This window comes from Verrucosispora sp. TAA-831 (assembly GCF_050780145.1).
Lineage (GTDB): Bacteria > Actinomycetota > Actinomycetes > Mycobacteriales > Micromonosporaceae > Micromonospora.
Window position 1 is genome coordinate 911618 of record NZ_CP192240.1, and the last position, 23255, is coordinate 934872.

At 71.8% G+C, this 23255-nt stretch carries 21 protein-coding genes; 12 read left to right on the forward strand and 9 right to left on the reverse strand.

From position 1 onward, the window contains the following. Positions 1 to 125: 125 nt before the first annotated feature. The 5 genes from ACQVFL_RS04280 (at position 126) to ACQVFL_RS04300 (ending at position 4308) form a co-directional block, all read left to right on the forward strand. Complete coding sequence (locus ACQVFL_RS04280) at positions 126 to 470, forward strand: hypothetical protein (protein WP_396692574.1); 345 nt, start codon at positions 126 to 128, stop codon at positions 468 to 470. Positions 471 to 498: 28 nt separating this feature from the next. Next, positions 499 to 831: a hypothetical protein gene (locus ACQVFL_RS04285; RefSeq protein WP_396692575.1), complete on the forward strand. Its 333-nt coding sequence runs from the start codon at positions 499 to 501 to the stop codon at positions 829 to 831. 325 nt (positions 832 to 1156) lie between these two features. Beyond that, on the forward strand, positions 1157 to 2572 hold the full coding sequence (locus ACQVFL_RS04290; protein WP_396692576.1) for a PhoH family protein: 1416 nt from the start codon (positions 1157 to 1159) through the stop codon (positions 2570 to 2572). A gap of 293 nt (positions 2573 to 2865) precedes the next feature. Then, positions 2866 to 3540 (forward strand): lytic transglycosylase domain-containing protein, encoded by a 675-nt coding sequence (locus tag ACQVFL_RS04295; RefSeq protein ID WP_396692577.1) that lies wholly within the window; start codon positions 2866 to 2868, stop codon positions 3538 to 3540. Between the two features lie 114 nt (positions 3541 to 3654). Further along, on the forward strand, positions 3655 to 4308 hold the full coding sequence (locus tag ACQVFL_RS04300) for a rhomboid family intramembrane serine protease (RefSeq protein ID WP_396692578.1): 654 nt from the start codon (positions 3655 to 3657) through the stop codon (positions 4306 to 4308). Here ACQVFL_RS04300 and ACQVFL_RS04305 read toward each other — a convergent pair. Together ACQVFL_RS04305 and glpX are read right to left on the reverse strand one after the other, a co-directional pair. Beyond that, complete coding sequence (locus ACQVFL_RS04305) at positions 4238 to 5278, reverse strand: DMT family transporter (protein ID WP_431729767.1); 1041 nt, start codon at positions 5276 to 5278, stop codon at positions 4238 to 4240. The genes ACQVFL_RS04300 and ACQVFL_RS04305 overlap by 71 nt on opposite strands. A 29-nt stretch (positions 5279 to 5307) precedes the next feature. Continuing rightward, positions 5308 to 6339, reverse strand: a complete 1032-nt coding sequence (gene glpX, locus ACQVFL_RS04310) for a class II fructose-bisphosphatase (RefSeq protein WP_396692579.1) — start codon at positions 6337 to 6339, stop codon at positions 5308 to 5310. 148 nt (positions 6340 to 6487) lie between these two features. On the opposite strand from glpX, the gene ACQVFL_RS04315 reads away from it, so the two are divergent. Next, positions 6488 to 7153, forward strand: a complete 666-nt coding sequence (locus ACQVFL_RS04315; protein ID WP_396692580.1) for a DUF4245 domain-containing protein — start codon at positions 6488 to 6490, stop codon at positions 7151 to 7153. A 95-nt stretch (positions 7154 to 7248) separates the two neighbouring features. Continuing rightward, positions 7249 to 8082, forward strand: a complete 834-nt coding sequence (locus ACQVFL_RS04320; protein ID WP_396692581.1) for a hypothetical protein — start codon at positions 7249 to 7251, stop codon at positions 8080 to 8082. Between the two features lie 115 nt (positions 8083 to 8197). Here ACQVFL_RS04320 and ACQVFL_RS04325 read toward each other — a convergent pair whose 3' ends face one another. Together ACQVFL_RS04325 and xseA are read right to left on the reverse strand one after the other, a co-directional pair. Next, positions 8198 to 8419: an exodeoxyribonuclease VII small subunit gene (locus ACQVFL_RS04325; protein WP_396692582.1), complete on the reverse strand. Its 222-nt coding sequence runs from the start codon at positions 8417 to 8419 to the stop codon at positions 8198 to 8200. A 30-nt stretch (positions 8420 to 8449) separates the two neighbouring features. Then, positions 8450 to 9703 (reverse strand): exodeoxyribonuclease VII large subunit, encoded by a 1254-nt coding sequence (gene xseA / locus ACQVFL_RS04330; protein WP_396692583.1) that lies wholly within the window; start codon positions 9701 to 9703, stop codon positions 8450 to 8452. Between the two features lie 128 nt (positions 9704 to 9831). Between xseA and ACQVFL_RS04335 the strand changes: the two genes are divergently transcribed. The 3 genes from ACQVFL_RS04335 (at position 9832) to ACQVFL_RS04345 (ending at position 11669) form a co-directional block, all read left to right on the forward strand. Continuing rightward, a complete protein-coding gene (locus ACQVFL_RS04335) occupies positions 9832 to 10815 on the forward strand; it encodes a 4-hydroxy-3-methylbut-2-enyl diphosphate reductase (RefSeq protein ID WP_431729768.1) in 984 nt (327 codons plus the stop codon). Positions 10816 to 10868: 53 nt separating this feature from the next. Beyond that, a complete protein-coding gene (locus tag ACQVFL_RS04340) occupies positions 10869 to 11321 on the forward strand; it encodes a hypothetical protein (RefSeq protein WP_396692586.1) in 453 nt (150 codons plus the stop codon). A gap of 219 nt (positions 11322 to 11540) precedes the next feature. Continuing rightward, on the forward strand, positions 11541 to 11669 hold the full coding sequence (locus tag ACQVFL_RS04345; RefSeq protein WP_396692588.1) for a hypothetical protein: 129 nt from the start codon (positions 11541 to 11543) through the stop codon (positions 11667 to 11669). Between the two features lie 95 nt (positions 11670 to 11764). Here ACQVFL_RS04345 and ACQVFL_RS04350 read toward each other — a convergent pair whose 3' ends face one another. Then, positions 11765 to 15031, reverse strand: a complete 3267-nt coding sequence (locus ACQVFL_RS04350) for a S8 family serine peptidase (RefSeq protein WP_396692590.1) — start codon at positions 15029 to 15031, stop codon at positions 11765 to 11767. 161 nt (positions 15032 to 15192) lie between these two features. Then, positions 15193 to 16365 carry a DNA recombination protein RmuC gene (locus ACQVFL_RS04355; protein ID WP_431728736.1) on the reverse strand — a complete coding sequence of 391 codons (1173 nt, stop codon included), beginning with the start codon at positions 16363 to 16365 and terminating at the stop codon, positions 15193 to 15195. 109 nt (positions 16366 to 16474) lie between these two features. On the opposite strand from ACQVFL_RS04355, the gene ACQVFL_RS04360 reads away from it, so the two are divergent. Further along, positions 16475 to 17245, forward strand: coding sequence for a hypothetical protein (locus ACQVFL_RS04360; protein ID WP_431728737.1), 771 nt, complete (start codon positions 16475 to 16477; stop codon positions 17243 to 17245). 112 nt (positions 17246 to 17357) lie between these two features. Here ACQVFL_RS04360 and ppc read toward each other — a convergent pair whose 3' ends face one another. Further along, the gene (gene ppc / locus ACQVFL_RS04365; RefSeq protein WP_396692594.1) at positions 17358 to 20144 is read right to left on the reverse strand and encodes a phosphoenolpyruvate carboxylase; all 2787 of its coding nucleotides are present in this window, start codon (positions 20142 to 20144) and stop codon (positions 17358 to 17360) included. A gap of 250 nt (positions 20145 to 20394) precedes the next feature. On the opposite strand from ppc, the gene ACQVFL_RS04370 reads away from it, so the two are divergent. Continuing rightward, positions 20395 to 21435 carry a S66 family peptidase gene (locus ACQVFL_RS04370; protein WP_431728738.1) on the forward strand — a complete coding sequence of 347 codons (1041 nt, stop codon included), beginning with the start codon at positions 20395 to 20397 and terminating at the stop codon, positions 21433 to 21435. A gap of 45 nt (positions 21436 to 21480) precedes the next feature. On the opposite strand, the gene ACQVFL_RS04375 is transcribed toward ACQVFL_RS04370, so the two are convergent. Together ACQVFL_RS04375 and ACQVFL_RS04380 are read right to left on the reverse strand one after the other, a co-directional pair. Then, positions 21481 to 22050: a hypothetical protein gene (locus tag ACQVFL_RS04375; RefSeq protein WP_396692598.1), complete on the reverse strand. Its 570-nt coding sequence runs from the start codon at positions 22048 to 22050 to the stop codon at positions 21481 to 21483. 141 nt (positions 22051 to 22191) lie between these two features. Then, complete coding sequence (locus tag ACQVFL_RS04380; protein ID WP_396692600.1) at positions 22192 to 23103, reverse strand: cyclase family protein; 912 nt, start codon at positions 23101 to 23103, stop codon at positions 22192 to 22194. Positions 23104 to 23255 lie beyond the last annotated feature (152 nt).

The following is a 23255-nucleotide window of genomic DNA, read 5'->3' on the forward strand; positions in this document are numbered from 1 at the left end:
GTGGGTGTCGGGGCAAACGAACGAAAAGCTGATACTGTCACGCCCATGGGACAACCTACGGTGTGTCACGTGAATGAGACGATAGGTGCTCAGCTGCGTCACGCGCTCGGTGCAAGGGGGGAGTGGTGACCGAACTCGCGACCCGTGCCCAGGCGTTCGGTCTGATCGCGGAGGGGGTCGCCGCCGGACTGATCGCGCCGTGGCGGCTCTATCTCGCCCGGGGCTGTCGCTACCTGTCGCTGTCGGTCGGCGACCGGGCCGAGTGGAATGCCTGGCGTACCCACCTCGGCTGCCCGGAACTCAGCGTCCGGGTCTACGACGCCGGCGGGGAGATCCGTCGGTCCTCGGTGGCCGAGGTGGTGCTGGACGGCTGCCGGGTCAGCGTCGAGCTGGTCGAGGAGATCGGCACCGACGATCTCGACCGGTTGCTGATCGCCGACCCCACCACCGTCGAACCGGAGGAGAAGTGACCGGCGGGCGGGGAACCGGAGCCGCCGGATGAGCCCGTTCCTCGCGATCTTCCTCGTCCTGGTGCTGGCCGCCACCAGCTACGCCGCCGGTCGGCTGCACGGGCAGCTCAGCTATCGGATCGGCTACCGCTTCGGCTACCGGCAGGGGTACTTCGACGGTGACCGGGGAGCGTGGAACCGGCGTCGCCGGGACGCTCAGGCGGCGATCGCCACCGCGCTGGCGGTCACCGCGCCCGCCAAACGGGTGTCCGCCGCGGCCGTCCGGGCCGGCACCACGTACACCGGCTCGTCGTTCACCGAGCCGGCCGCCTCGGTCGTCGGGCGGCACCCGACCAGCACACTGGTCCGGCGACCCGGTTGAGCCGCCGGTCGACGGCCGGTCCGGCGCGCCGCCGGGCCCGCCGACCCGGTGGCGGTGGTCCACCGGCCGGGATGCGCGCAGGGGGCATGCATCCCGGCCGGTCCGCCACCCGAGGGTGCCCATGGCACCAGCAGTTAACGAAAGGCCACTAGCCGGGACGGGTGCGGGCGGCTAGCGTCTAGGCATGGCGCGGGATTGTCCCGAGCCAGCCGGCCCGCCCGGCCTGCGACCTCGCACACGGGGCCCGCATCCGACCCCGTGTCAAGCCGGGCACCGGAGGAGGCGGACCGCGGGTGGCCGGGTGCCCATCCGCCGGAGCAGGCCTGTGACGACTCGCCGTACTACCCCCGGTGCCGACCAGAGCCCGGCCTCGACTGCCACGACTCGCCGCACCACCCGCAGCCGCCGTACCGCCGCGGCCGGGTCGGCGGACACCAGGGAGCCCCGACCAGCGGGCCAATCCTTCGTCCTGGACACCTCCGTGCTCCTCAGCGACCCGGCGGCCTTCCACCGCTTCGCCGAGCACGAGGTGGTGCTTCCGCTGGTGGTGATCTCCGAGTTGGAGGGCAAGCGACACCATCCCGAGCTGGGCTGGTTCGCCCGCCAGTCGCTACGCATGCTGGACGAGTTGCGGGTGCGCCACGGCCGGTTGGACCGGCCGGTGCCCGCCAACGACGTCGGCGGCACGCTGCGGGTGGAGCTGAACCACACCGACGACGGGGTGTTGCCGCCGGGGTTCCGTAACGAGTCCAACGACGCCCGGATCCTCTCCGTCGCGTTGAACCTCGCCGCGGAGGGGCGGGAGGTGACCCTGGTCAGCAAGGACATGCCGTTGCGGGTCAAGGCCGCCTCGGTCGGGCTGCGGGCCGACGAGTACCGGCACGGCCAGGCGAGTGACCCGACCTGGACCGGGATGGCGGAGCTGGAGCTGGGCGAGGAGGACATCTCCCGGCTCTACGGCGGCGAGACCATCGACGTGGACGAGGCCGCCGGCCTGCCCTGCCACACCGGTCTGGTGCTGCACTCCGCCCGGGGTTCGGCGCTCGCCCGGGTGCTGCCGGACAAGACCGTACGGCTGGTGCGCGGCGACCGTGAGGCGTTCGGCGTGCACGGGCGTTCGGCGGAGCAGCGGATCGCCCTCGACCTGCTGCTCGACGAGTCGATCGGCATCGTCTCGCTCGGTGGCCGGGCCGGCACCGGCAAATCCGCCCTGGCGCTCTGCGCGGGGCTGGAGGCGGTGATGGAGCGCCGCCGGCACAAGAAGGTGGTCGTCTTCCGCCCGCTGTACGCCGTCGGTGGCCAGGAACTGGGGTACCTGCCGGGGTCGGAGTCGGAGAAGATGTCGCCCTGGGCGCAGGCGGTCTTCGACACGCTCGGCGCGGTGATCCACGAGAACGTCCTGGAGGAGGTGACCTCCCGGGGGCTGCTCGAGGTGCTGCCGCTGACACACATCCGGGGCCGGAGCCTGCACGACGCGTTCGTCATCGTGGACGAGGCGCAGTCGTTGGAGCGCGGTGTCCTGCTGACCGTGCTGTCCCGCATCGGGCAGGGCTCCCGGGTGGTGCTGACCCACGACGTCGCGCAGCGGGACAACCTGCGCGTCGGTCGGCACGACGGCGTGACCGCGGTGATCGAGGCGCTCAAGGGTCATCACCTGTTCGCGCACGTCACGCTCAGCCGATCGGAGCGATCTCCGATCGCCGCGATGGTGACCGACCTGTTGGAGGATGTCCCCCAATGACGCCCGTTTAGGGCGTTCTAAAGCTGTTATTTCCCGTGACCCATGTCACAATCGGGGCTGGCGGTTTCCCATCAGCCTCACCGTGCGCGATGGTGTCCAGCGGGCGCCCACGCACCTGACGCATCGTTGGTGATCGTTCGTCACCCCGCGAGGGGAGTCGGCCGATTCGCCGGGAAGCTGACGGGGTGCGTCTTCGGCCACCGGCCTCACCGGTGGCGGGCGCTCGCGGCGCGCCTCGGCCCGGTACGGCCGTGGTCACGCCGCGTCCCTGACCCCGACGAAGGGATCACCACGTGAGTCGGCCATGGAGCCGGTTCACCGCCCGCGCCACAGCCGTCGCGCTGCTGAGCATGGGCGTGGCCGGCGGTTTCTACCTCAGCGAGGACCGCCAGTCTCAGCGCCAGGGCCCCGGCGCGCAGGTGGCCGGAAGTGTCACCGAGTTGGACGTCGAGTACCGGCAGGAGCCGCAGCAGGTCTCCCGCCAGGTTCGCACCGCTCGGGAACAGGCCACCGAGACCAGGAAGCGGGCCCGTGCCGCCGCCGAGAAGGCCCGCAAGGCCGAAGAGGCGGCGCGCAAGAAGGCCGAGGAGGAGCGGAAGGCCCGAGAGGCCGCGGCGCGGGCCGCCCGGCCGTACGACGGCCCGATCCCCGCCTCCTGCGCGGAGTACGGCGGCAACCGCAAGATCGGTTGCGCGATGATGATCGACGCGGGCTTCGAGATCGACCAGTTCCCCTGCCTCGACAAGCTGTGGAACAAGGAGAGCGGCTGGAACCACAAGGCCCGCAATCCCTCCTCCGGCGCCTACGGCATCCCGCAGGCGTACCCGGGTAACAAGATGGCCTCGGTCGGCGCCGACTGGCAGACCAATCCGGCCACCCAGATCACCTGGGGGCTCGGCTACATCAAGGGCCGGTACAGCAACCCCTGCGGCGCCTGGGCCAAGTCGCAGAGTTCGGGCTACTACTGAGTCACCCCTGAGCACGTCGACGGCGGCGGTACGCGGCACTCGCGTACCGCCGCCGTCGTCTCGGTGCGCGGCGAAAAGTGGCGGCCGACCGCGATTGCTGATAGCTGTTGACGGGTGACCCTGCAGCCCGGAAGCGGCGACCCCCACCGGTTCGGCACCGAGGCCTTCTACTCCTCGATCGGCCGAGCCTTCGTCGCCATGTGCGCGGTGGTGCCGGTCCTCTTCCTGATCGAGGGCCTCGACCAGTGGCTGGGCGCCGGCTTCGACGCCGCCGCCGGCATCATCCCGCAGCGCATCGACGGGCTGGACGGCGTCTTCTTCTCACCGTTCCTGCACCACGGCTTCGACCACCTCTACAGCAACAGCATCCCGCTGATCCTGCTCGGCACCTTCGTGCTGGCCGCCGGAGCCCGGCGGTTCCTCTGGTCGACCCTGGTGATCGTGCTGGTCAGTGGCTTGGGTGTGTGGTTCACCGGCTCGCCCAACACGATCGTGGTGGGCGCCAGCGGCGTCATCTTCGGCTACCTCGGCATCCTGCTGACCCGGGGCATCTTCGAGCGGAGCTGGTGGAACTTCGCCGTGTTCCTGCTGGTCGGCCTGCTCTACGGCGGCCAGTTGGTCGGCGTCCTGCCCACCGACGAGCGGATCTCCTGGCAGGGACACCTGTTCGGGCTGCTCGGCGGCATCGTGGCCGCGATCATCTTCCGGCGTCGCCGGACCGACCTGGACGGGCCGTACCGCTCCGAGTCTCCGATGACGATGCCCTGACCTGGGCGGCCCCACGCCGTCGAGCCCGGGTGGTCGCGCCGATCCGCCCACCGAGCGCGGCGATCAGCACCGCGACCAGGGTGAGTGCCGCGCCGATCACCGTGCTCGCGGCCGGGCCGGTGTCGGCGGACGGCAGCAGCACGTCCAGCAGCACCGCGCCGACGATCTGCCCGGCGACCGTGGCCAGGGCGAGCAGCAGCACCCCGGTGAAGCGGACCACCGCCGCGGCCACCGCGATGAAGGTCACCCCGATCGGCCCGCCCAGATAGAGCCACGGCTCGGCGGGCAGGCCGCCGGTGGGCGCGCCGCGTACGACGAGGCTGACCGCGAAGACGGCCAGCAGGGCCGCCGTGCCGACGGTGAAGTTGACCAACGTGGCCGTCACCGTGCTCCCGGTCGCCTCGCGGACCCGTCCGTTCACCGCCTGCTGCCAGGCCACCCCGACGCCGGCCAGCAGCGGCAACAGGGCCAGGCCGAGGGCGGCCGGCTCGGCCAGCCGGTCCCTGACGGCCAGCAGCACCGCCGCCACGGTGAGCACCGCACCGGCGAGCCGGGCGAGCGTCACCGGTTGCCGCCCACCCGGACCGACCCCGGCCCGGTCCACGGCCAGGCTGCTGCCGGACTGACCGGCCACCACCGCCACGGTGAACACGGCGACGCCGAGCGCCCCGACCGTGGCGCCCTGGGTGAAGACGAGGAACGCCCCGCACACACCGCCGAGGCACTGCCAGATCCGCAGCCGGCCGGTGCCGAGCGCGGCGCGCAGCGCGGACAGACCCCGACGCCCGTTCGCGCTGGCGACCCCGAGGACCACCAGCACCAGCAGCCCCAGACCGAACGAGACCAGGGCGGCGGCGACCCCGTCGTCGAGCCGTACGCCCAGCTCGCCGTTGATCCGCGACTGGACGGCGACGGCGACCCCGGCGACGGCACCCAGCGCCACGGCACCGGCCCGCCGACCGGCCGACACCGTCGGCCCGGTCGCCGTCGCGCCCTGACTCAAGCCTGTTCGTCCAGCGGGCGGCCGTCGAAGTCCACCGCCGAGTAGAGCGCGAGCTTCTCCAACCTGTGGAACGAGTCGATCACCCGGATCGTGCCGCTCTTGGACCGCATCACGATCGACTGGGTGTACGCCCCACCCGAGCGGTAGCGCACGCCGCGCAGCAGGTCACCGGAGGTGACGCCGGTCGCCACGAAGAAGCAGTTGTCCCCGGTGACCAGGTCGTCGGTGGTGAGCACGCGGTCCAGGTCGTGCCCGGCGGCGAGCGCCTTCTCCCGCTCGGCGTCGTCCTGCGGCCAGAGCTTGGCCTGCATCATCCCGCCCATGCACTTGAGCGCGCAGGCGGCGGTGATCCCCTCCGGGGTGCCGCCGATGCCCATCAGCACGTCGACGTCAGACTCGCCCCGGGCGGCGGCGATGGCACCGGCGATGTCGCCGTCGGAGATGAACCGGATACCCGCCCCGGTCCGCCGGATCTCCTCGACCAGCCCGTCGTGCCGGGACCGGTCGAGCACGCAGACCGTCACCTCGTCGAGGCCGGTGCCCTTGACCTTGGCGATGCGGCGCAGGTTGTCGGCCACCCCGGCGTTGATGTCCACCACGTCCGCGTACGCCGGGCCGACCGCGAGCTTCTCCATGTAGAACACGGCGCTCGGGTCGAACATCGCGCCCCGTTCGGCGACCGCCAGCACCGCGAGCGCGTTCGGCATGCCCTTGCTCATCAGCGTGGTGCCGTCGATCGGGTCGACGGCGACGTCCACCTCCGGACCGGTGCCGTCGCCGACCTCCTCGCCGTTGAAGAGCATCGGGGCGTTGTCCTTCTCGCCCTCGCCGATCACCACGACACCCTTCATCGGGATCGAGTTGATCAGCTTGCGCATGGCGTCGACGGCGGCGCCGTCACCGCCCTCCTTGTCGCCCCGACCGACCCAGCGGCCGGCGGCCATGGCCGCGGCCTCGGTCACGCGGACCAGGTCGAGGGCGATGTTGCGGTCGAGGTTCTGTGGGGTACGCGTCCTGGTCGTCGTCACGTTCGGCTCCTCCTCGCGGCGGTGCGGGGTCGACCGGGCCGGGTGCTACCGGCTTCGTTCCTGATCCTCACACGATGGCGGACCCGCGACCGGGGCGGGGCGGTGATGGGCCGGATACCGCCGGTCGGGCGGCTGCGAGAATGGCCGGGTGGAACCCGCACAGCCTGCCGACCGCGTACCCGCAGACCAGCCGTCCACGGCCGAGCAGCCGACGCTCGACCGGGCCGCCGGACCGGACGTACCCGAGGACCGGCCGCAGCCGGCGCGGACCGCCGGGGAGCCACCGGCGGCGCAGACCGCACCGGGCCGCTCCGAGCGCCGCCCCCGTGACATGGCCATCTCGCTGCTGGTACTGCTGATCCCGATCGCCCTGCTGATCGCCTTCTCCCGGGGTTTCCTCGGTGGGGACGCGCCGAGCACGGTGAACCCGACCCCCGCCTTCGAGCAGGCGCGCTCGGCCGCCGCCTTCCCGGTCTCCGAGCCGACCGGGCTCTCCGACGGCTGGAAGACGGTGCGCGCGGCGTACCGGACCACGGAGGAGGGTGCGACCCTGCGGGTGGGCTATCTCACTCCCGAGGGGCGGGGTCTGCAACTCGTGCAGAGCAACGTGCCGCCGGAGCGGCTGCTGCCCACCGAGCTGACCGAGGAGGGACGCCCGCAGGGACAGGCCGATCTCGGTTCCGGCACCTGGCAGCGGTACACCGGGCGGGGCAACGAGCAGGCGTTGGTGCTGCTGGAGCCGGATCGGACCGTGGTCGTGGTCGGTGACGCCCGGGACAACGAACTGCGCGAGATGGCCACCGCCGTCGATTGAGTGGGCTTCGTGGTGATTGCGGGCGGCCTCGGCAGGGAACAGGAAAGGAGAGCCACCGGCGCGGCAAGCGTCGGGTGACCCGCTGGGAGACACCGATGACCATTCGCAGACTGAGCGCCGGTCTCATGGCCGCCGCCCTGCTCACGCCTGGCGTCGCCGCCTGCACGACCTCCGGTGACACCGCACCCGCCACCACCGCGACACCGTCCGCCACCGGCTCCGGCGCGCCCGCCGCCGACTCCGAGGCCAAGCAGGCGCTGCTGGATTCGACCAAGGAGATCAGCAACGGTAACTTCCGGTTCACCATGTCCGGCGTCGGATCGATCGCCGAGGGGCAGGTGCACCAGCCGAGTCAGAGCGCCGAGATCCGGGTACGCCTCGGCGAGCCGACCGACGACCTGGCGATCAGCCTCGACCTGATCCACGCCAAGCCGGACAGTTGGGTCAAGGTGGATCTCAAGGGCGCCGCGGCGTCCAGCGTGCCCGGCCTCGACCGGCTGAACCTCGGCAAGTTCCAGCACCTCGACCAGAGTCGGATCCAGGGCAACCGCAACCTCGGCTTCGACTTCGACAAGGTCGACCCGGCCGGGAGCGCCGCGCTCACCCAGGCGGTCACCGAGGTGCAGCGCACCGGCGACGGAAACTTCTCCGGCACCATCGACGTCTCCAGGGCCGCCGAGGCCGGGTCGCTGGACCAGGGCGTGATCACCGCGCTCGGCCCGGAGGCAAACGCGGTGCCCTTCACCGCCACCACCGACGCGCAGGGCCGACTCACCGAGATGGTGCTGCGGATGCCGCCGACGGGGGCGGCCGCCGGCCAGGAGATCAAGATGACGTACAGCGACTACGGCAACGCGACCGCCGCGCAGCAGCCTCCGGCCGACCAGGTCGTCGAGGCGCCGCCGGAGTTGTACAACCTGTTCAAGTAAGCGGCCCATCTCGGGGCAGCGACGAGACGCGGCGGGAGCCTGTCGGCTCCCGCCGCGTCGTGTCCGGGGCGGGAGCCGGACCCTGACCGCCCGGCGTCGCTGACGGACACCGGGGTCAGCCCGTCGACTCCTGGCGGGCGGCGTCGATCCGGGCCCGCGCGCCGTCGAGCCGACGCTGGCAGATCACCGCCAGCGCCTCGCCGCGCTCCCACAGGGCCAGCGACTCCTCCAGCGACGTCCCGCCGGCCTCCAGCCGCTCCACCACCGACGCCAGCTCGGCGCGGGCCTGTTCGTAACTGAGCCGCTCGTCCGACCCGTCGGTCTTCTCGTCAGTCATCGCTTCCTTCTCCAGCAGAGGGCCGACAGGTCAGGGGTTCACGGTGGCGGACAGCTCGCCGTCGGCGACGCGTACCCGCAGCGGGTCGCCGGACGCCACGTCGCCGGCGGCGCGCACCACCTGGCCGTCGGCGCGCTGCACGATGGCGTACCCCCGGTCCAGGGTGGCGGCCGGGGAGAGCGCGCGCAGCCGGGCAAGGGTGTGCCGCAGGTCGTCGTCGGCGGCGGCGATGCGGTGGTCCAGGCAGCGCGTGGCCCGTTGCCGCAGGGCGGCCAGGTCACCGGCCCGCTGCTCCACCATCACCTGCGGGCGGGCCAGCGCCGGTCGGGACCGCAGCGACTCGATCCGGTGCGACTCGCGGTCGACCAGGTGGTGCACCGCGCGCCGCAACCGGTGCCGGGCCTGGCCGATCAGGCGGACCTCCTCGGCCAGGTCCGGCACCACCCGCTTGGCCGCGTCGGTGGGGGTCGACGCGCGGACGTCGGCCACGTAGTCGACCAGCGGCGCGTCCGTCTCGTGGCCGATCGCGCTGACCACCGGCGTACGGCAGGCGAACACCGCCCGGCACAGGGCCTCGTCGGAGAAGGGCAGCAGGTCCTCGATGCCGCCACCGCCCCGGGCCAGGATGATCACGTCGATGCTCGGGTCGCCGTCCAGCACCTTGAGCGCGTCGACGATCTGCGGCACGGCCCCGGCACCCTGGACGGCCACGTTCACCGTCCGGAACTCCACCGCCGGCCAGCGGCGACGGGCATTGGTCAGCACGTCCCGCTCGGCGGCGCTGGCCCGGCCGGTGACCAGCCCGATCCGTTGCGGCAGGAACGGCGGCCGACGCTTGCGGGCCCGGTCGAACAGCCCTTCGGCGGCGAGGAGCTTCTTGAGCTTCTCCAACCGCGCCAGCAGCTCGCCGAGTCCGACCTGCCGGATCTCGTCGGCCCGCAGGCTGAGCGTGCCCCGGGCGGCGTAGAACTCCGGCTTGGCGTGCAGCACGACGCGGGCACCCTCGCGCAACTCCGGCGCGCCGGAGTCGAGCACGTCCCGGTTGGTGGTGACGGTCAGGCTCAGGTCGGCCGACGGGTCACGCAGCGTGAGGAACACCGTGCCGGCGCCGGGGCGGCGGCTGATCTGCGCCACCTGCCCGTCCACCCAGACCCAACCCAGGCGTGCCACCCAGGCGCCGATCTTCTGGCTGACCACCCGCACCGGCCACGGCTCCTCTGCCGTGCTGGCCGCCGTGCCGGCGGTCGTCCCGTTCCCGGTCGCCGTCCCCCCACCCGTACTCACCCGCCCACCCTAAGCCCACCCACCGACCGCTCCGCTGATCATGGCCGGGGCGGCGGCCGACGGGGTCGGTGGCCGGGGCGCGCGCGGTGCCGGGGACGCGGGCGGCACGTACGATGGGGGACGTGACTGTGAGCGAGAGGACTTCCGGGACCGGTAAGCGCGTGCTGCTGGCGAAGCCCCGTGGTTACTGCGCGGGCGTCGACCGGGCGGTGCAGACCGTCGAGGAGGCGCTCAAGCTCTACGGTGCCCCGATCTACGTCCGCAAGGAGATCGTGCACAACAAGCACGTGGTGCGGACGCTGGAGGCGCAGGGCGCGATCTTCGTCGAGGAGAACGAGGAGGTTCCCGAGGGAGCCACCGTCATCTTCTCGGCGCACGGCGTGGCCCCCGAGGTCTACGAGCAGGCGAAGGAGCGGTCGCTCAAGGCGATCGACGCGACCTGCCCGCTGGTGACCAAGGTGCACCAGGAGGCCAAGCGGTTCGCCGCCGAGGACTACGACATCCTGCTCATCGGCCACGAGGGGCACGAGGAGGTCATCGGCACCTCCGGCGAGGCCCCCGAGCACATCCAGTTGGTGGACGGCCCCGAGGACGCCGACCGGGTCACCGTGCGCGACCCGAGCAAGGTCGTCTGGCTGTCGCAGACCACGCTCTCGGTCGACGAGACCCTGGAGACCGTGGCCCGGCTCAAGAAGCGGCTGCCGCTGCTCCAGTCGCCGCCCAGCGACGACATCTGCTACGCCACCAGCAACCGGCAGCACGTGGTCAAGGAGATCGCGGCCGAGTGCGACGTGGTGATCGTGGTCGGCTCCCGCAACTCCTCCAACTCCGTACGGCTGGTCGAGGTGGCCCTGGACGCCGGTGCCCGCGCCGGGCACCTGGTCGACTTCGCCCACGAGATCGACGACGCCTGGCTGGCCGACGCCCGGACGGTGGGCCTCACCTCCGGCGCGAGCGTGCCGGAGGAGTTGGTCCAGCAGGTGCTGGCGCACCTGGCCGAGCGCGGCTTCGGCGACGTCGAGGAGGTGGTGACCGCCAACGAGCGCCTCACCTTCTCGCTGCCACAGGAGCTCAAGCGCGACATGAAGGCCGCCGCGGCGGCGCAGAGTTGATCCGTCGGCCCGCCCCGATGGAACGGCTGACCGTCCGGACACGTCAGACCGGCATGAGGACCATTCGGATCGCCGTCACCGCGTTGATCGTCTGTACGGCGCTCGTCGCCTGCGGTGGTCAGGACGCCGGGAACGGCCCCACCGCCCCGACTCCGACGGGAGCGTCACCCGTGACCGAGCTGCCGACCCCGGATCCGACCGGCCCCGTACCCCCGCCCTCCGACCCCGTGGACCCGACCGCTCCGGCCAGTCCGCCGCCGCCCGGCAAGACCCGGGGCGTGCCGACCCCGCCCCCGACCACGGGCGAGATGACGCTCACCGGCCGGGTCGAGGCCGGCGTGGAGCCCGGTTGCCTGCTGCTCGACGGCTACCTGCTGTTGGGCGGGCCACGGGACGTACTCACCGCCGGAGGCGCGGTGACCGTGACCGGCCGCCCCAACCCGACCCTGATGACCACCTGCCAGCAGGGCACCCCCTTCCAGGTCGCCACCGCCAAACGCGCCTGACCCATCCCCACCCGCGTTGCGGTACGTGTCCCCGGGGCGCGCCCGGCAGCCCCCGTCGATCATGGACTTGTGGTGAGGGTTTAGGTGTGATTTGAGCCTTCTGCCCTCGCCGCAAGTCCATGATCGGCGAGGGGGTGCCCGGTCGGTGCCGCTGGCGTTCGTCGCGCCGGTCGTCGACGCGGACCGCACGACGCCCGCCGACCCTTCCGGCGGGCGGCAGTGTTCCGCCCCGGGCCACCGGACCTGGACATCGCCTTCGACACGAACCTCCGCGCGACCTGGGCGGCGCTCGTCGTCGTCCTGGTGCTGACGCTGGTCGCGCTGGGCTGGTCTGACCACAGTCCATGATCGGCGGGCAGGCGGCGGTGGTGGAGTGGGCAGCGGAGAAGGCGGAAGCCCGCCTCCGGACGGGCCGGAGACGGGCTTCCTGGTGGTGCGTGGTGTCAGTTCACCGCGCCGACGGAGACCGCGCCGCGGCCGACGATCGCGCCTTCGGTGGTCACCACGGTCAGCTCACCGTAGAGCGCCCGACCCGCGGACGGGGCGGACTGGGCGGTCACCGAGCCCGAGAGGCTGCCGGTGGCGCCGTTGGCCAGGGTGAGCGTGCCGCCCGACGCGGTCAGCGTGCCGAGCGACGGGGACGAGAACGAGTCCCGGTAGTCGTACTCGGTGCTGCCACCGGCGCCGTCCACCGAGTACGCCTCCACGACGACCCGGTAGGTGCCCGCCACCGGGTTGGTGAGGGTCACGAACTCCTCCGAGTCACCGTCGGCGTTGTACCCCACCAGCGTGCTGCCCCGGTAGACGAACAGGTCCAGGTCGGCACTGGCGTTCGACGGGTTGCCGATGCGGGCGGTGAAGCTGGTGACGCCCGCCGGCACCTCGACGGTGAACTCCTGCTCGGCCAGCTCGACGATGGTCGGCCGCTCGGCGTGCACGCTGGACAGCGGGCCACCCTGACCGGTCACCGAGACCGGGCCGAAGGTGTTCTTCAGCGACCAGGTCACCGGGGTCGGGACACCGGCGGTGACCGCCGGCAGCTCGACCACGGCCGGCTCGACCGCGACGCCCTGCACCCGCGCCTGGAGCTGGTACGGGTTGTTCAGCGCCGGCGAGGTCCGCCGCGACTCCACCTCGATCTCCCAGACACCCGGCAGCGGGTTCTGGTAGTCACGCTCGAACGCGTTGCAGACGACCGTGCTGACGAAGTTGGTGTAGCAGGCCAGGCTGGAGGTGCTCTCCACCGGGACGCCGTACGGGTTGATGGCGATGAAGCGGGTCTGCGACCCGGTGGCGATGCCGGAGAGGTTCACCTGCAGCGCACCGGCGCCCGGCGGCACCGTCACGAAGTACGACGTGGTGTTGTTGCGCTCCACGGTGCCCCGCGCCGAGTAGGCGAAGGCGGGCTTGCTGACGTCGTTCGAGGCGATGACGACGGCGGAGAACTCGAAGTCGATCGTGTTGGTGCGCGGGTCGTCGACCGTGACGATCGTGCCGTGCGCCCCGGCGGTCTTCGGCTTCGCGGTGACCGTGATGGTGACGGTCTGGTTCAGCGGCAGCGTGACGTTCTTCGGCGCCGAGAAGGTGCCGTCGTTGCCGCGCAGCCCGATGTTGTGCTTCACGTTGCCGGTCGGGCCGCTGGTCCGGGTCAGCTTGACCTGGTACGACTTCGACTGGTTGACCTTGTGCCCGCCGTTGGCGGAGTCACACCGGTTGTACACGCCGGTGCCGCTGTTCGGCGTGGCGAGCTGGCCGGCGAGCACGGTGCAGACCGGAGCCTCGGCGGTGTAGTCGTTCGGCTCGCTGCTCTTGCGCAGCAGCTTCCACGCGCCCGGCACGTCGAACATGCCGTAGCCCTGCCCGAAGGTGGGGGTGTCCGCGATCGGCTTGGCCGAGCTGTAGATCGCCCGGCGCAGCGCGGCCGGGGTCACGCCCTGGTCGGTGGCCTTGGCGGCCGAGAGCAGCAGCGCGGCACCACCGGCGGCCTGCGGGGAGGCCATCGACGTACCGTTGAACATGCCGTAGCCCGAGGGAAGCGCGTAGCCGGCCTCGGCGACCGGGCTACCGGCCTGCCAGACCGGGGTGGTGGAGATGGCCGAACCCGGGGCGGAGATGTTCGGCTTGGCGCCACCGTCCTCACGCGGGCCGCGCGAGGAGAAGTTGAACAGCGCGTTCTTCTGCTTGACCACCGAGCCGTAGTTGGCCAGCCAGGTGTCCTTGCTGACGCTGGCCGCCACGCTGACCACGTTGGTGGAGGCGGACGGGTCGCCGATGGTGTTCACACCCGGGCCGGAGTTGCCGGCGGAGATGAACATCTGGACACCGTAGGTGGTGATCAGGTTGTTGTAGAGGACGGCGCGGGCGTTGTTGCCGTCGTTGAGCGCCGGCAGGCCGCCGATCGACATGTTGATGACGTCGACGCCACGGTTGATCACCAGGTCGGCCATGCCGGTGGTGAGCGCCGCGTACGTGCAGCCGCCGCCCCAGGAGCAGGCGCGCGAGGAGACGATCTTGGCGCCGGGGGCGGCACCGTTGAACGCGCTGTTGCCCAGCATGCTGTTCGCGGCGGTGATGCCGGCGACGTGCGTGCCGTGCGCGCCCTCGATGATGCCGATGTTGACGTAGTCCACCAGGCCGGGGCCGCCGAGCGGGGTGGTGTCGACGTTCTTGCGGTACTCGACCACGAACGACATCCGCTCGGTGATCGGAGTCGCCGGGTTGTCGGTGCCGAAGTAGTTGACGTCGAACTTCTCCTTGTACGGCCGCATCAGGGCCTCGTCGGTGAAGTCGCCGTCCTGGTCGGTGTCCACCCAGATGTTGTTGGTCACCGGGTCGAAGAGGACGCCGAACTGGTCGGTGGTGTCCCCGTCGCGGTTGACGTCACCGGCCGGCTCGCTGTTGGCGGTGATGCTCTCGCTGAACAGGTTGAACCGGTAGGTGCCGGCCGGCGCGGTCCAGGTGCGGCCCGCGACGGTGAACGTCGGTCCGGTGACCTGCGTGATCATCGGTCGCCAGGTGGGGTCCTCGAACGGGTCGGTGGCGGTGACCCAGTCGACGATCTTGCGCTCACCGGTGGTGGTCTTCTGCAGCGCCGGGTGCTCCAGGTCCACACCGGAGTCCATCACGCCGATGGTGACGCCACGCCCATCCCACTTGGGGTTCTGCTTGACGAACTTGACCGCACCGATCTCGCCGGTCGGCATGTAGGGGTTGTCGGCGGGCGTCTTGGCGCCGGGGCCGCTGAGCGTGGAGCCCTGCTTCTCGGCCTTCTTGGCGCCCTGGACGACCTCCGGCTTCGGGTCGGGAAGCTGGATCTTCTCGTCCAGGTCGACCGCGGCGACGCCGGGCAGCGTGGCGGCCTTGACCGCCTTGCCGGTCGGCACCTTCGCCAGCACGTACCCGATGGTGTCGTAGCGCTCGGTCACCGCAGCGCCGAGCTCCTTGAGGTCGTCCGCGACGTCCTTCGCCTTGCCCTTCTCGGTGGCGACGATCATCGTGACGGTGGGGGCCTTCTTCGCCTCTGCCTCGGAGAGCAGCTTGGCGTCGTGCTCGCCGAGCGCCTCGGCGGGGGTGGCCTGCGCGGCGTCGGGACCGGCAGGGGCGGCGCTCGCGGTGGCGGTACCGCCCACCACGGTCACGGCGCCCGCCGCCATGACCGAGGCGAAGAGCGCGGCAGAGGTACGCCGGCTCAGGATTCGGGGTTTACTCACGTTCTCTTTCCTCCAGAGAACAGGGCGCCCTCAGATGCAGGGCACGCGTGAGGCGAATCCTTCGTGGTGCCGACCATCGATGTCACTACCGACAGGTACGTTGTGACCATCTCGTGATACGTGAGACGCGCAATGTCACATCGAAGGTGGTAAGGGTCTGATTAGTCCGGCCGAATTCGACCATCCGTTGTGGAAACACCATCGACCAGTTCCGGCGCCTGCGGTTGGCGGGGCGCGATCTCGACCTGGTTCGGCACCGCCAGCTCCTGGTCGGAGACGCCCAGTTCGGCCAGCTTGCGCGCGCTGACCAGCACCCGCGCCTCCAACGAACCCACCGCCCGGTTGTACGCGGTCACCGCGCCGCCGAGCGACGCGCCGAGCTTCCCGACGTGGTCGCCGAGCGTGGACAACCGTCCGTACAGTTCCCGGGCCAGCGTGTGCACCGCCAGGGCGTTACGGGCGAGCTGCTCCTGCCGCCACGACCAGGCCACCGTACGCAGCAGCGCGACCAGGGTGGCGGGCGTGGCCAGCACGACGTTGCGAGTGAACGCGTGCTCCAGGAGCGTGGGGTCGCGCTGCAACGCCACGTCCAGGAACGGATCGGCCGGTACGAAGAGGACCACGAACTCCGGGCTGGACTCGAAGGCCGCCCAGTACGACTTGGCGGCCAACGCGTCCACGTGCCCCCGCAGGTGCTTGGCGTGCAGGTCGAGGTGGGTGTCCCGCCCCCGCTCGTCGCGCGCCTCCATCGCGGTCAGGTACGCGTCGAACGGCGCCTTCGCGTCCACCACCACACTCCGGCCCCCGTGCAACCGGACCACCAGGTCGGGGCGGACCGTCTGCTGATCGGTGGCGGCGGTGACCTGCTCGGAGAAGTCGCAGTGCTCCAGCATCCCGGCGGCCTCCACGATCCGCCGCAACTGGTGCTCGCCCCACCGGCCGCGTACCTGCGGAGCGCGCAACGCCGCCACCAACTGCTTGGTCTCGGTCCGCAGCTCACCCGAGACCATGCTCATCGACCGCACCTGTTCGCGCAGCTCCGCGTACGCGTCGACGCGGTCCCGCTCCAACTCGGCCACCCGCTGCTCGTAGCGGCGCAACGTGTCGTGCAGCGGCGCCACCGCCCGGGCCACCGCCTCCTGGGACTGGGCCGTCGCCTCGTAGCTCAACGCCCGCATCGACTGCTCCAGCCGACCCTCACCCTCCCGGGTGGCGCGCAGGGTGGCGTCCAGCCGGGCGATCTCGGTCGCCGAACGGGCCCGCGCGGCGAACCAGCCCACCGCACCGCCGGCACCGAGACACACGACGACGACCGCCAGAGTCGAGAGCTCCATCCTGACGAGCTTGCCAAAGATGAGCGCTTCGCGCCTCGACCGGCACCGCGTGCCGCGCCCCACCTCGTCGGGAGGTGGGTAGCTGGCAGACGGTGGGTACGTTTGAGAGGTGGAACTTCTGCTGGTCGTACTCCTCTTCGCAGGTCTCGTCGGCGCGTTCGTCTGGTGGCGGCGGGAGCGCGCCGCGCGCGACGCCCGGAGCCTCGCTGATGTCCAGGCCGACGCCCGACGTTGGTACGAACGTCTCGGTGGGCAGGTGATGACGCTCAGTGGCGACGATCCGGCGGTCCGTCAGGCGCTGGCCGACGCCGCCGAGCGGTACCACGCGGCCGGTTCGCAGTTGGAGCAGGCCCGGAGCATCACGCAGTACCGGCTGGCCCGGGAGACCGCGGTGGAGGGGCTGACCTACATCCGGGCGGCCCGGACGGCGCTCGGCATCGACCCCGGGCCACCCCTGCCGGCGCTGGCCGCCGCCAGCGGTGCCGGCGAGCTGACCGTGCCACGCCAGGTGCAGGTGCAGGGCCAGACGTTCAGGGCCGGTCCGCAGCCGGGCCGGGACACTCCGTACTACTACCCGGGCGGGCGGATGCAGGGGCGGCCGGTGCCGGCCGGCTGGTACTCCACCCCCTGGTGGAAGACGGCGCTGGGCGCCGGGGTCGGCGTGCTCGGCGGCATGCTGATCGCCGACGCGCTCTTCTCGCCCTCGTTCGGTGACCCCGGCTACGACGCCGGTGCGGCGGCGGGCCTGGACGACCAGGGCGGCGACTTCGGCGGCGGCGACGATCTCGGTGGCGGCGACTACGGCGGTGGTGATTTCGGTGGCGGTGATTTCGGTGGCGGAGACTTCGGTGGTGGTGATTTCGGCGGCGGCGACTTCTGACGTCGCGTTCTGACGTCGCGGCAGCGCCCGCAGATGTAAGGAAGGGTCCCCTCCTAACGCCTGGCGTATAGGAGGGGACCCTTCCTTACATCTCGGCTTTACGTCTCGGCGGTCAGCCGGTGTTGCGCATCCCGGCGGCGATGCCGTTGACGGTGGTGAGCAGCGCGCGCTCCAGAGCCGTGCCGTCGCTCGGGGCCCGTCGGCCGCCCGGTGCGGTGGCCACCGCCCGCCCGGCGGCACCGGAGTCGCGGTACTGCCGCAGCAGCGCCACCTGGAGGTGGTGCAACGGTTCCAGGTAGGTGTCGCGTACCGCCAGGGTGCGTTGCAGCACGGGGGAGTTCTCCAGCAGGTCCGGCGAGTCGGTGACCGCCAGCACCTCCCGCCGGGTCAACTCGTACTCCTCCTCGATCGTGGCGAAGATCGGGTGCAGCTTCTTCGGCACGAGGGTCTCCACGTACCGACGGGCGATGCCGAGGTCCGTCTTGGTCAGCATCATCTCCACGTTCGACAGGAACGTGCGGAAGAAGTGCCAGTTGCGGTTCATCTCGGACAGCACGTCGGCCAACCCGGCCTCGCGGGCGGCGGCCAGGCCGGACCCCACGCCGAACCAGCCGGGCACGATCTGCCGCGTCTGGGTCCAGCCGAACACCCACGGGATGGCCCGCAGCCCGCCCAGGCCCGCGCCGGTGTTCGGGCGCTTCGCCGGCCGCGAGCCGATGTTCAACGCGCCGAGCAGCTCGGTCGGGGTGGAGGCCCAGAAGTACTCCGGCAGGTCCGGGTTCTCCACCAGCGACCGGTACGACCGGTACGCCGACTCGGACACCACGTCCATCGCCGCGTCCCAGCGCTCCAGCATCTCGGCCGGCTGCCGGGGCGCGGTGTGCAGCAGGGTCGCCTGGAGCACCGCGGCCACGGTCAGCTCCAGGTTCTCCCGGGCCAGCGCGGGCAGCGTGTACTTGTCGGAGATGACCTCACCCTGCTCGGTCACCTTGATCGCGCCGTCGAGCGTGCCGTACGGCTGCGCCAGGATCGCGTCGTGCGTCGGCCCGCCGCCGCGACCCACCGTGCCGCCCCGGCCGTGGAACAGCCGCAGGTGCACCCCGTGCCGGGCGGCCACGTCCCGCAGCGCCCGCTGGGCCCGGTGGATGGACCACTGGCTGGTGGTGATGCCGGCCTCCTTGTTGGAGTCGGAGTAGCCCAGCATCACCTCCTGCACGTCGCCCCGAGCGGCCACCAGCGCCCGGTACGCGGGCAGCGACAGCAGTTCGTCGAGGAGTTCGCCACCGGCGTTCAGCTCGGCCGGCGTCTCCAGCAACGGCACGAACCCGACCCGTGCCCGACCGCTGTGCACGTCGACCAGACCGGCCTCGCGGGCGAGCACCACCGCGGCGAGCACGTCGTCCACGCCGAGGGTCATCGAGATGATGTACGACTCGATCACCTCGGTGCCGAACCGGTCCTGCGCCTCGCGGATGGCGCTGAACACGTCGAACGTCTTGCGCGCCGACTCGGTCAACGGGGTGTCGGCGGCGGAGAGCGGCCGACGACCGGTCAACTCGTCGGCGAGCAGCTTGGTGCGCTCCAGCCGGGTCAGCGCCGGGTAGTCCTCGACCTCGCCGACCGCACGGTAGAGCTGGATCAGCACCTCGTGGTGCTTCTCGGCGTGCTCCCGGACGTCCATGGTGGCCAGGTGCAGGCCGAACGCGGAGACGGTGCGGATGGTCGAGGCGAGGCGGCCGACGGCGGTGAGCTGCCCGGAGTTTCGGGCCAGCGAGGCGCGCAGCAGCTCCAGGTCGGAGATCAGCTCGGCGGAGCCCCGGTAGTCCCGGCCCGGCACGTGCGGCGTGCCCTGGCGCAGCCGGGCCCGCGTGTTGGCCAGCTTGGCGCGGACGCAGCGGGCCTTGAGCCGGTACGGCTCCTCGGCGTTGACCCGGCGGAACCGGGGTGCCACCTCGGGCAGCGCGTCCAGGTCGGCGGCGAGGCTGGCGGAGAGGTCCAGCGACACGTTACGCAGCCGACGGGAGACGGAGACCTCGTTGATCAGCTCCTCCATCGCCGCCTCGGTGGCGGTCAGCCCGTGCTCGTGCTGGATGGCCAGCACCTCACGGGTCACCGTCGGGGTGACGAAGGGGTTGCCGTCGCGGTCGCCGCCGATCCAGGTGCCGAAGGTCAGCGGGCGGGCGGTCGGTGAGGTCTCCACGCCGAGTGTGCGCAGCGTCTCGGCGAGGTCGTCGAGCACCTGCGGGGCCGCCTCGGCGTACAGGTCGCGCAGGTAGTAGATGGCGTTGCGTGCCTCGTCGGTCGGGTCCGGCCGATCCAGCCGCAGCTCGTCGGTCTGCCACATCAGGTCGAGCAGCTCGGCCAGCCGACGGTTGGCCGGGCCCTCGTCACTGGCCCCGTAGAGGATCGCGTTGGCCGTCTCGGTGTCCAACTCGTCGGCGATGGCGCGCAGCTTGGACAGGATCGAGCGGCGGGCCGCCTCGGTCGGGTGGGCGGTGAAGACGGGTCGTACCGCCAGGCGGCGGGCCACCGAGGCGATCTCCTCGGCCGGTACCCCGCGCTCGGCGATCATCTTGGCCGCCTGGTCCAGCCAGCCGCCCTGTACGGCGCGGCGACGCCGCAGGTCCCGGGCCCGGTGCACCTGCTCGGTGATGTTGGCCAGGTGGAAGTAGGTGGAGAAGGCGCGGGCCAGTTTGGTGCCGGTGGTCACGTCGAGCCCGCCCAACCGCCGGGCGGCGGCGGGGGCGTCGGTACGGACCTGGGCGCGGATCTCCTCGACGAGGTCGAGCAGGGGGCGGCCCTCCTGGCGGGCCAGGGTCTGCCCGAGCAGGGTGCCCAGCCGGCGGATGTCGGCGCGCAGGGCGGCGTCGGGGCCGTCGTGATCGTGCTGGTCGGTCACCATGCGCTCCTTACGTAGGTACGAAGGACAGCGCTGTCCGACTTCCCCGATCGTATCCGCGCACCCCCGGTTGTAAGGAGGGGACCCTTGCTATCGCCTTTTGCATAGCAGGGGTCCCCTCCTTACAACCGGGGTGGTCGTGAGAGACATCGGCGCTGGTGGCGGCCCATCCCGCGGGCGAATCCGGGGCTGAGCGTCCCCGCCCGCGGTGATCAAGGCCACGCCGTCCACGGGGCGGTACCGTCGGCCCATGCCGTCCCTGCGCTACCCACCGAAGCCACGCCCGGGGGACCGGGTCGCGGTCGTCTCGCCCTCCGCCGGGCTGCCGGGCCTCTTCCCGCACGTGTACGAGTCGGGCCTGCGCCGACTGCGCGAGGAGTACCAACTGGAGCCGGTGGAGTACCCGACCACCCGCGTGATGGGTGCCGACCCGCGTGACCGGGCCCGGGACCTGACCGACGCCTTCGCCGACCCGACGATCACCGCGGTGCTGGCCACCATCGGCGGGGACGACCAGATCACGGTCACCCCGCACCTCGACGACGACGTGCTGCGCGCCAACCCGAAGCCCTACTTCGGCTACTCGGACAACACCAACCTGCTCAACCACCTGCACCGGTTGGGGATGGTGAGCTACCACGGCGGGTCGGTGCTGGTGCACCTCGGTCGCCCCGGCGCGCTGCACCCGATGACCGCCGACTCGTTGCGCGCGGCGCTGTTCGGCACCGACTGGTACGACCTGTCCCCGGCACCGGAGTGGGGCGACGAGCCGGCCGACTGGAACGACCCGGACTGCCTGGCGGCGGAGCCGGTGATGTTCGCCGGTGCGGGCTGGCGCTGGCAGGGGCCTCCGACGGTGGTGACCGGCCGCACCTGGGGCGGCAACCTGGAGGTGCTGCACTGGCTGCTCGCCGCCGACCGGGTCGCCCCGGCGGAGTCGCTGCGCGGGTCGGTCCTGCTGGTCGAGACCTCGGAGGAGTTGCCGTCCGCCGTCGAGGTCTACCGCATGTTGCGCAGCCTCGGCGAGCGCGGCCTGCTCGCCGGGTTCCCCGCCGCGTTGGTCGGCCGCGCCAAGGCGTGGAACTTCGACCGCCGGCTCACCCCCGACGAGAAGGCCGGGTACGCCCGGGAACAGCGGGCCGCGGTGACCCGGGCGTTCGCCGAGTACGCCCCCGACGCGGTGCTGGTCTTCGACGTCGATCTCGGCCACACCGACCCGCAGTTGATCGTCCCCTACGGCGGGGAGGTCCGGGTCGACGCGGTCGACCGCCGCATCTCGGTGCGCTACTGACGGTCTTCGCCCGGGGCGGCGGCCGAACCGCCACCCCGGGAGGGCTCAGGTGAGCTGGCAGCGACCGGCGCTGTAGTGGGCGACGGCCGCCAGGATCTCCGCCTCCGGCTTGTCGGCGAAGTTGAGGGTGGCGACCAGGCCGGAGCCGTACAGGACGTTCAGCGGTGCGCTGTCGAACGCCGTGTAGCCGCCGAGGTTCGGCATCGTCGCCGGATTGTGCGGCTTGACCACCAGCATCTTCTCCAGGCTCCACCGGCGGCGGGAGATCTGCGCGACGGCCTCCCACGGCAGCCAGATCGCCTGACCACGGGTGGGCCGGCTGCGGATCCAGAGCCCCTCGTGGCTCAGCGCGAGCACCGGCCCGCCGGAGCCGATCAACCAGAGCTGGAGGCCGACCGGCAGGGCGACCAGGGCGAGCAGGCAGCCCAGCACCGCCGCCAGGCCGAGTCCGCCGACGCCGCGTTCCGCCGCGCTCATGGAGCCGAGGGCGAGGAATCCGGCACAGCAGGCGAGCGGGCCGAGGGCGGCCAGCAGGACACCGCCGATCACCAGACCACGCTTGACCAGGTTGGGACGTACGACGAAGGGCTGGTCCTCGGGGATCCGCTTGACCACGGGGGTCGGGTGCGGACCCGACGGCCAACCGCCGTGGGGCGGCTGACCGGGTTGTCCGCCGTACGGCGGTTGGGCGGGTTGCCCGCCGTAGGGCGGTTGGGGCGGTGGTCCGGGGGGCGGGTAGGTCACGGTTCTCCGGTCTCAGTCGATGCGGGCGTAGGCGCGGACGGGGAAGGTACCCATACCGGCGATCCTCGGCGGGGCGGCGGTGAATCGGAAGCCGTCGGGCGGGAGCTGGTCCAGCCCGGTGAGATGCTCCACGATCGGGACACCGGCGGCCAGCAGGATGCTGTGCGCGGGACGCGTACCGCCCGCTGCCGGGGTCATGTCGTCGATGTTGATCGAGTCGATGCCGACCAGGGCGACACCGGCGTCGACGAGCGACTGAGCGCCGTCACCGGTCAGGTACGGCGCTTCCGGTGCGGCGTACCGGTCGGTGCCGAAGTGCGCGTCCCAGCCGGTGTGCAGCAGCACGGCCTTCCCGGCGACGTCGTACGGCGTCAGCAGCCGGCGGTCCACCGCACGGGTGCCGGCGGGCAGGCGCACCACGAGCGCGGGCAGGTCGGCCAGGCGGTCCAGGCCGACGCCGGTCAGGTCGCTGCCGTCGGCGTACCGGTGTGCGGGGGTGTCCAGGTACGTCCCGGTGTTGGCGATCATGTCGATCCGCCCGACCTGGAACTCGGTGCCCGGTGCGTAGGTGCTCCGGGAGTCCTCCCGGGTCAGCCACTCGGTGATCCGGGGCGCCGGCCAGCCGGGCAGGGTGGTCATCCCGTCGGTGAGGACGTGACTCAGCTCGACGAACCGGTGTCCGCCGCTGGGGGCGGTGGCCGCGACGCCGCGACCGCCCTTGTGCGGCTCCTCGACGATCGTCGTGCCGGTGATCCGTACCTCGGCTACCATGAGCAGCCCGAGGTGCCGGACGAAGAGCGCCGCCAGGTCCTCGTCGGTGATGCTCCGGCCGGGGATGTCCAGCCGGAAGCCCTCGGTGCGCAGACCGCCGCCGTTGGCGAAGGTGACGTCCGCGTCGAACTGTGCGCGAAACTCCCCGTTCATGCCGGGCAGCCGACCACAGCGCCCGGCGGTCGTCAAGATCCTGCTGGTGGCCCCGACCGTACGCGCGGACCGGCGGGCCGCGAGCCTGCCCGGAGCCCGGACGTCGTGGACGGCGGTGGATCGTCCGACCGGAGAGATAGTGTCGACCGGTG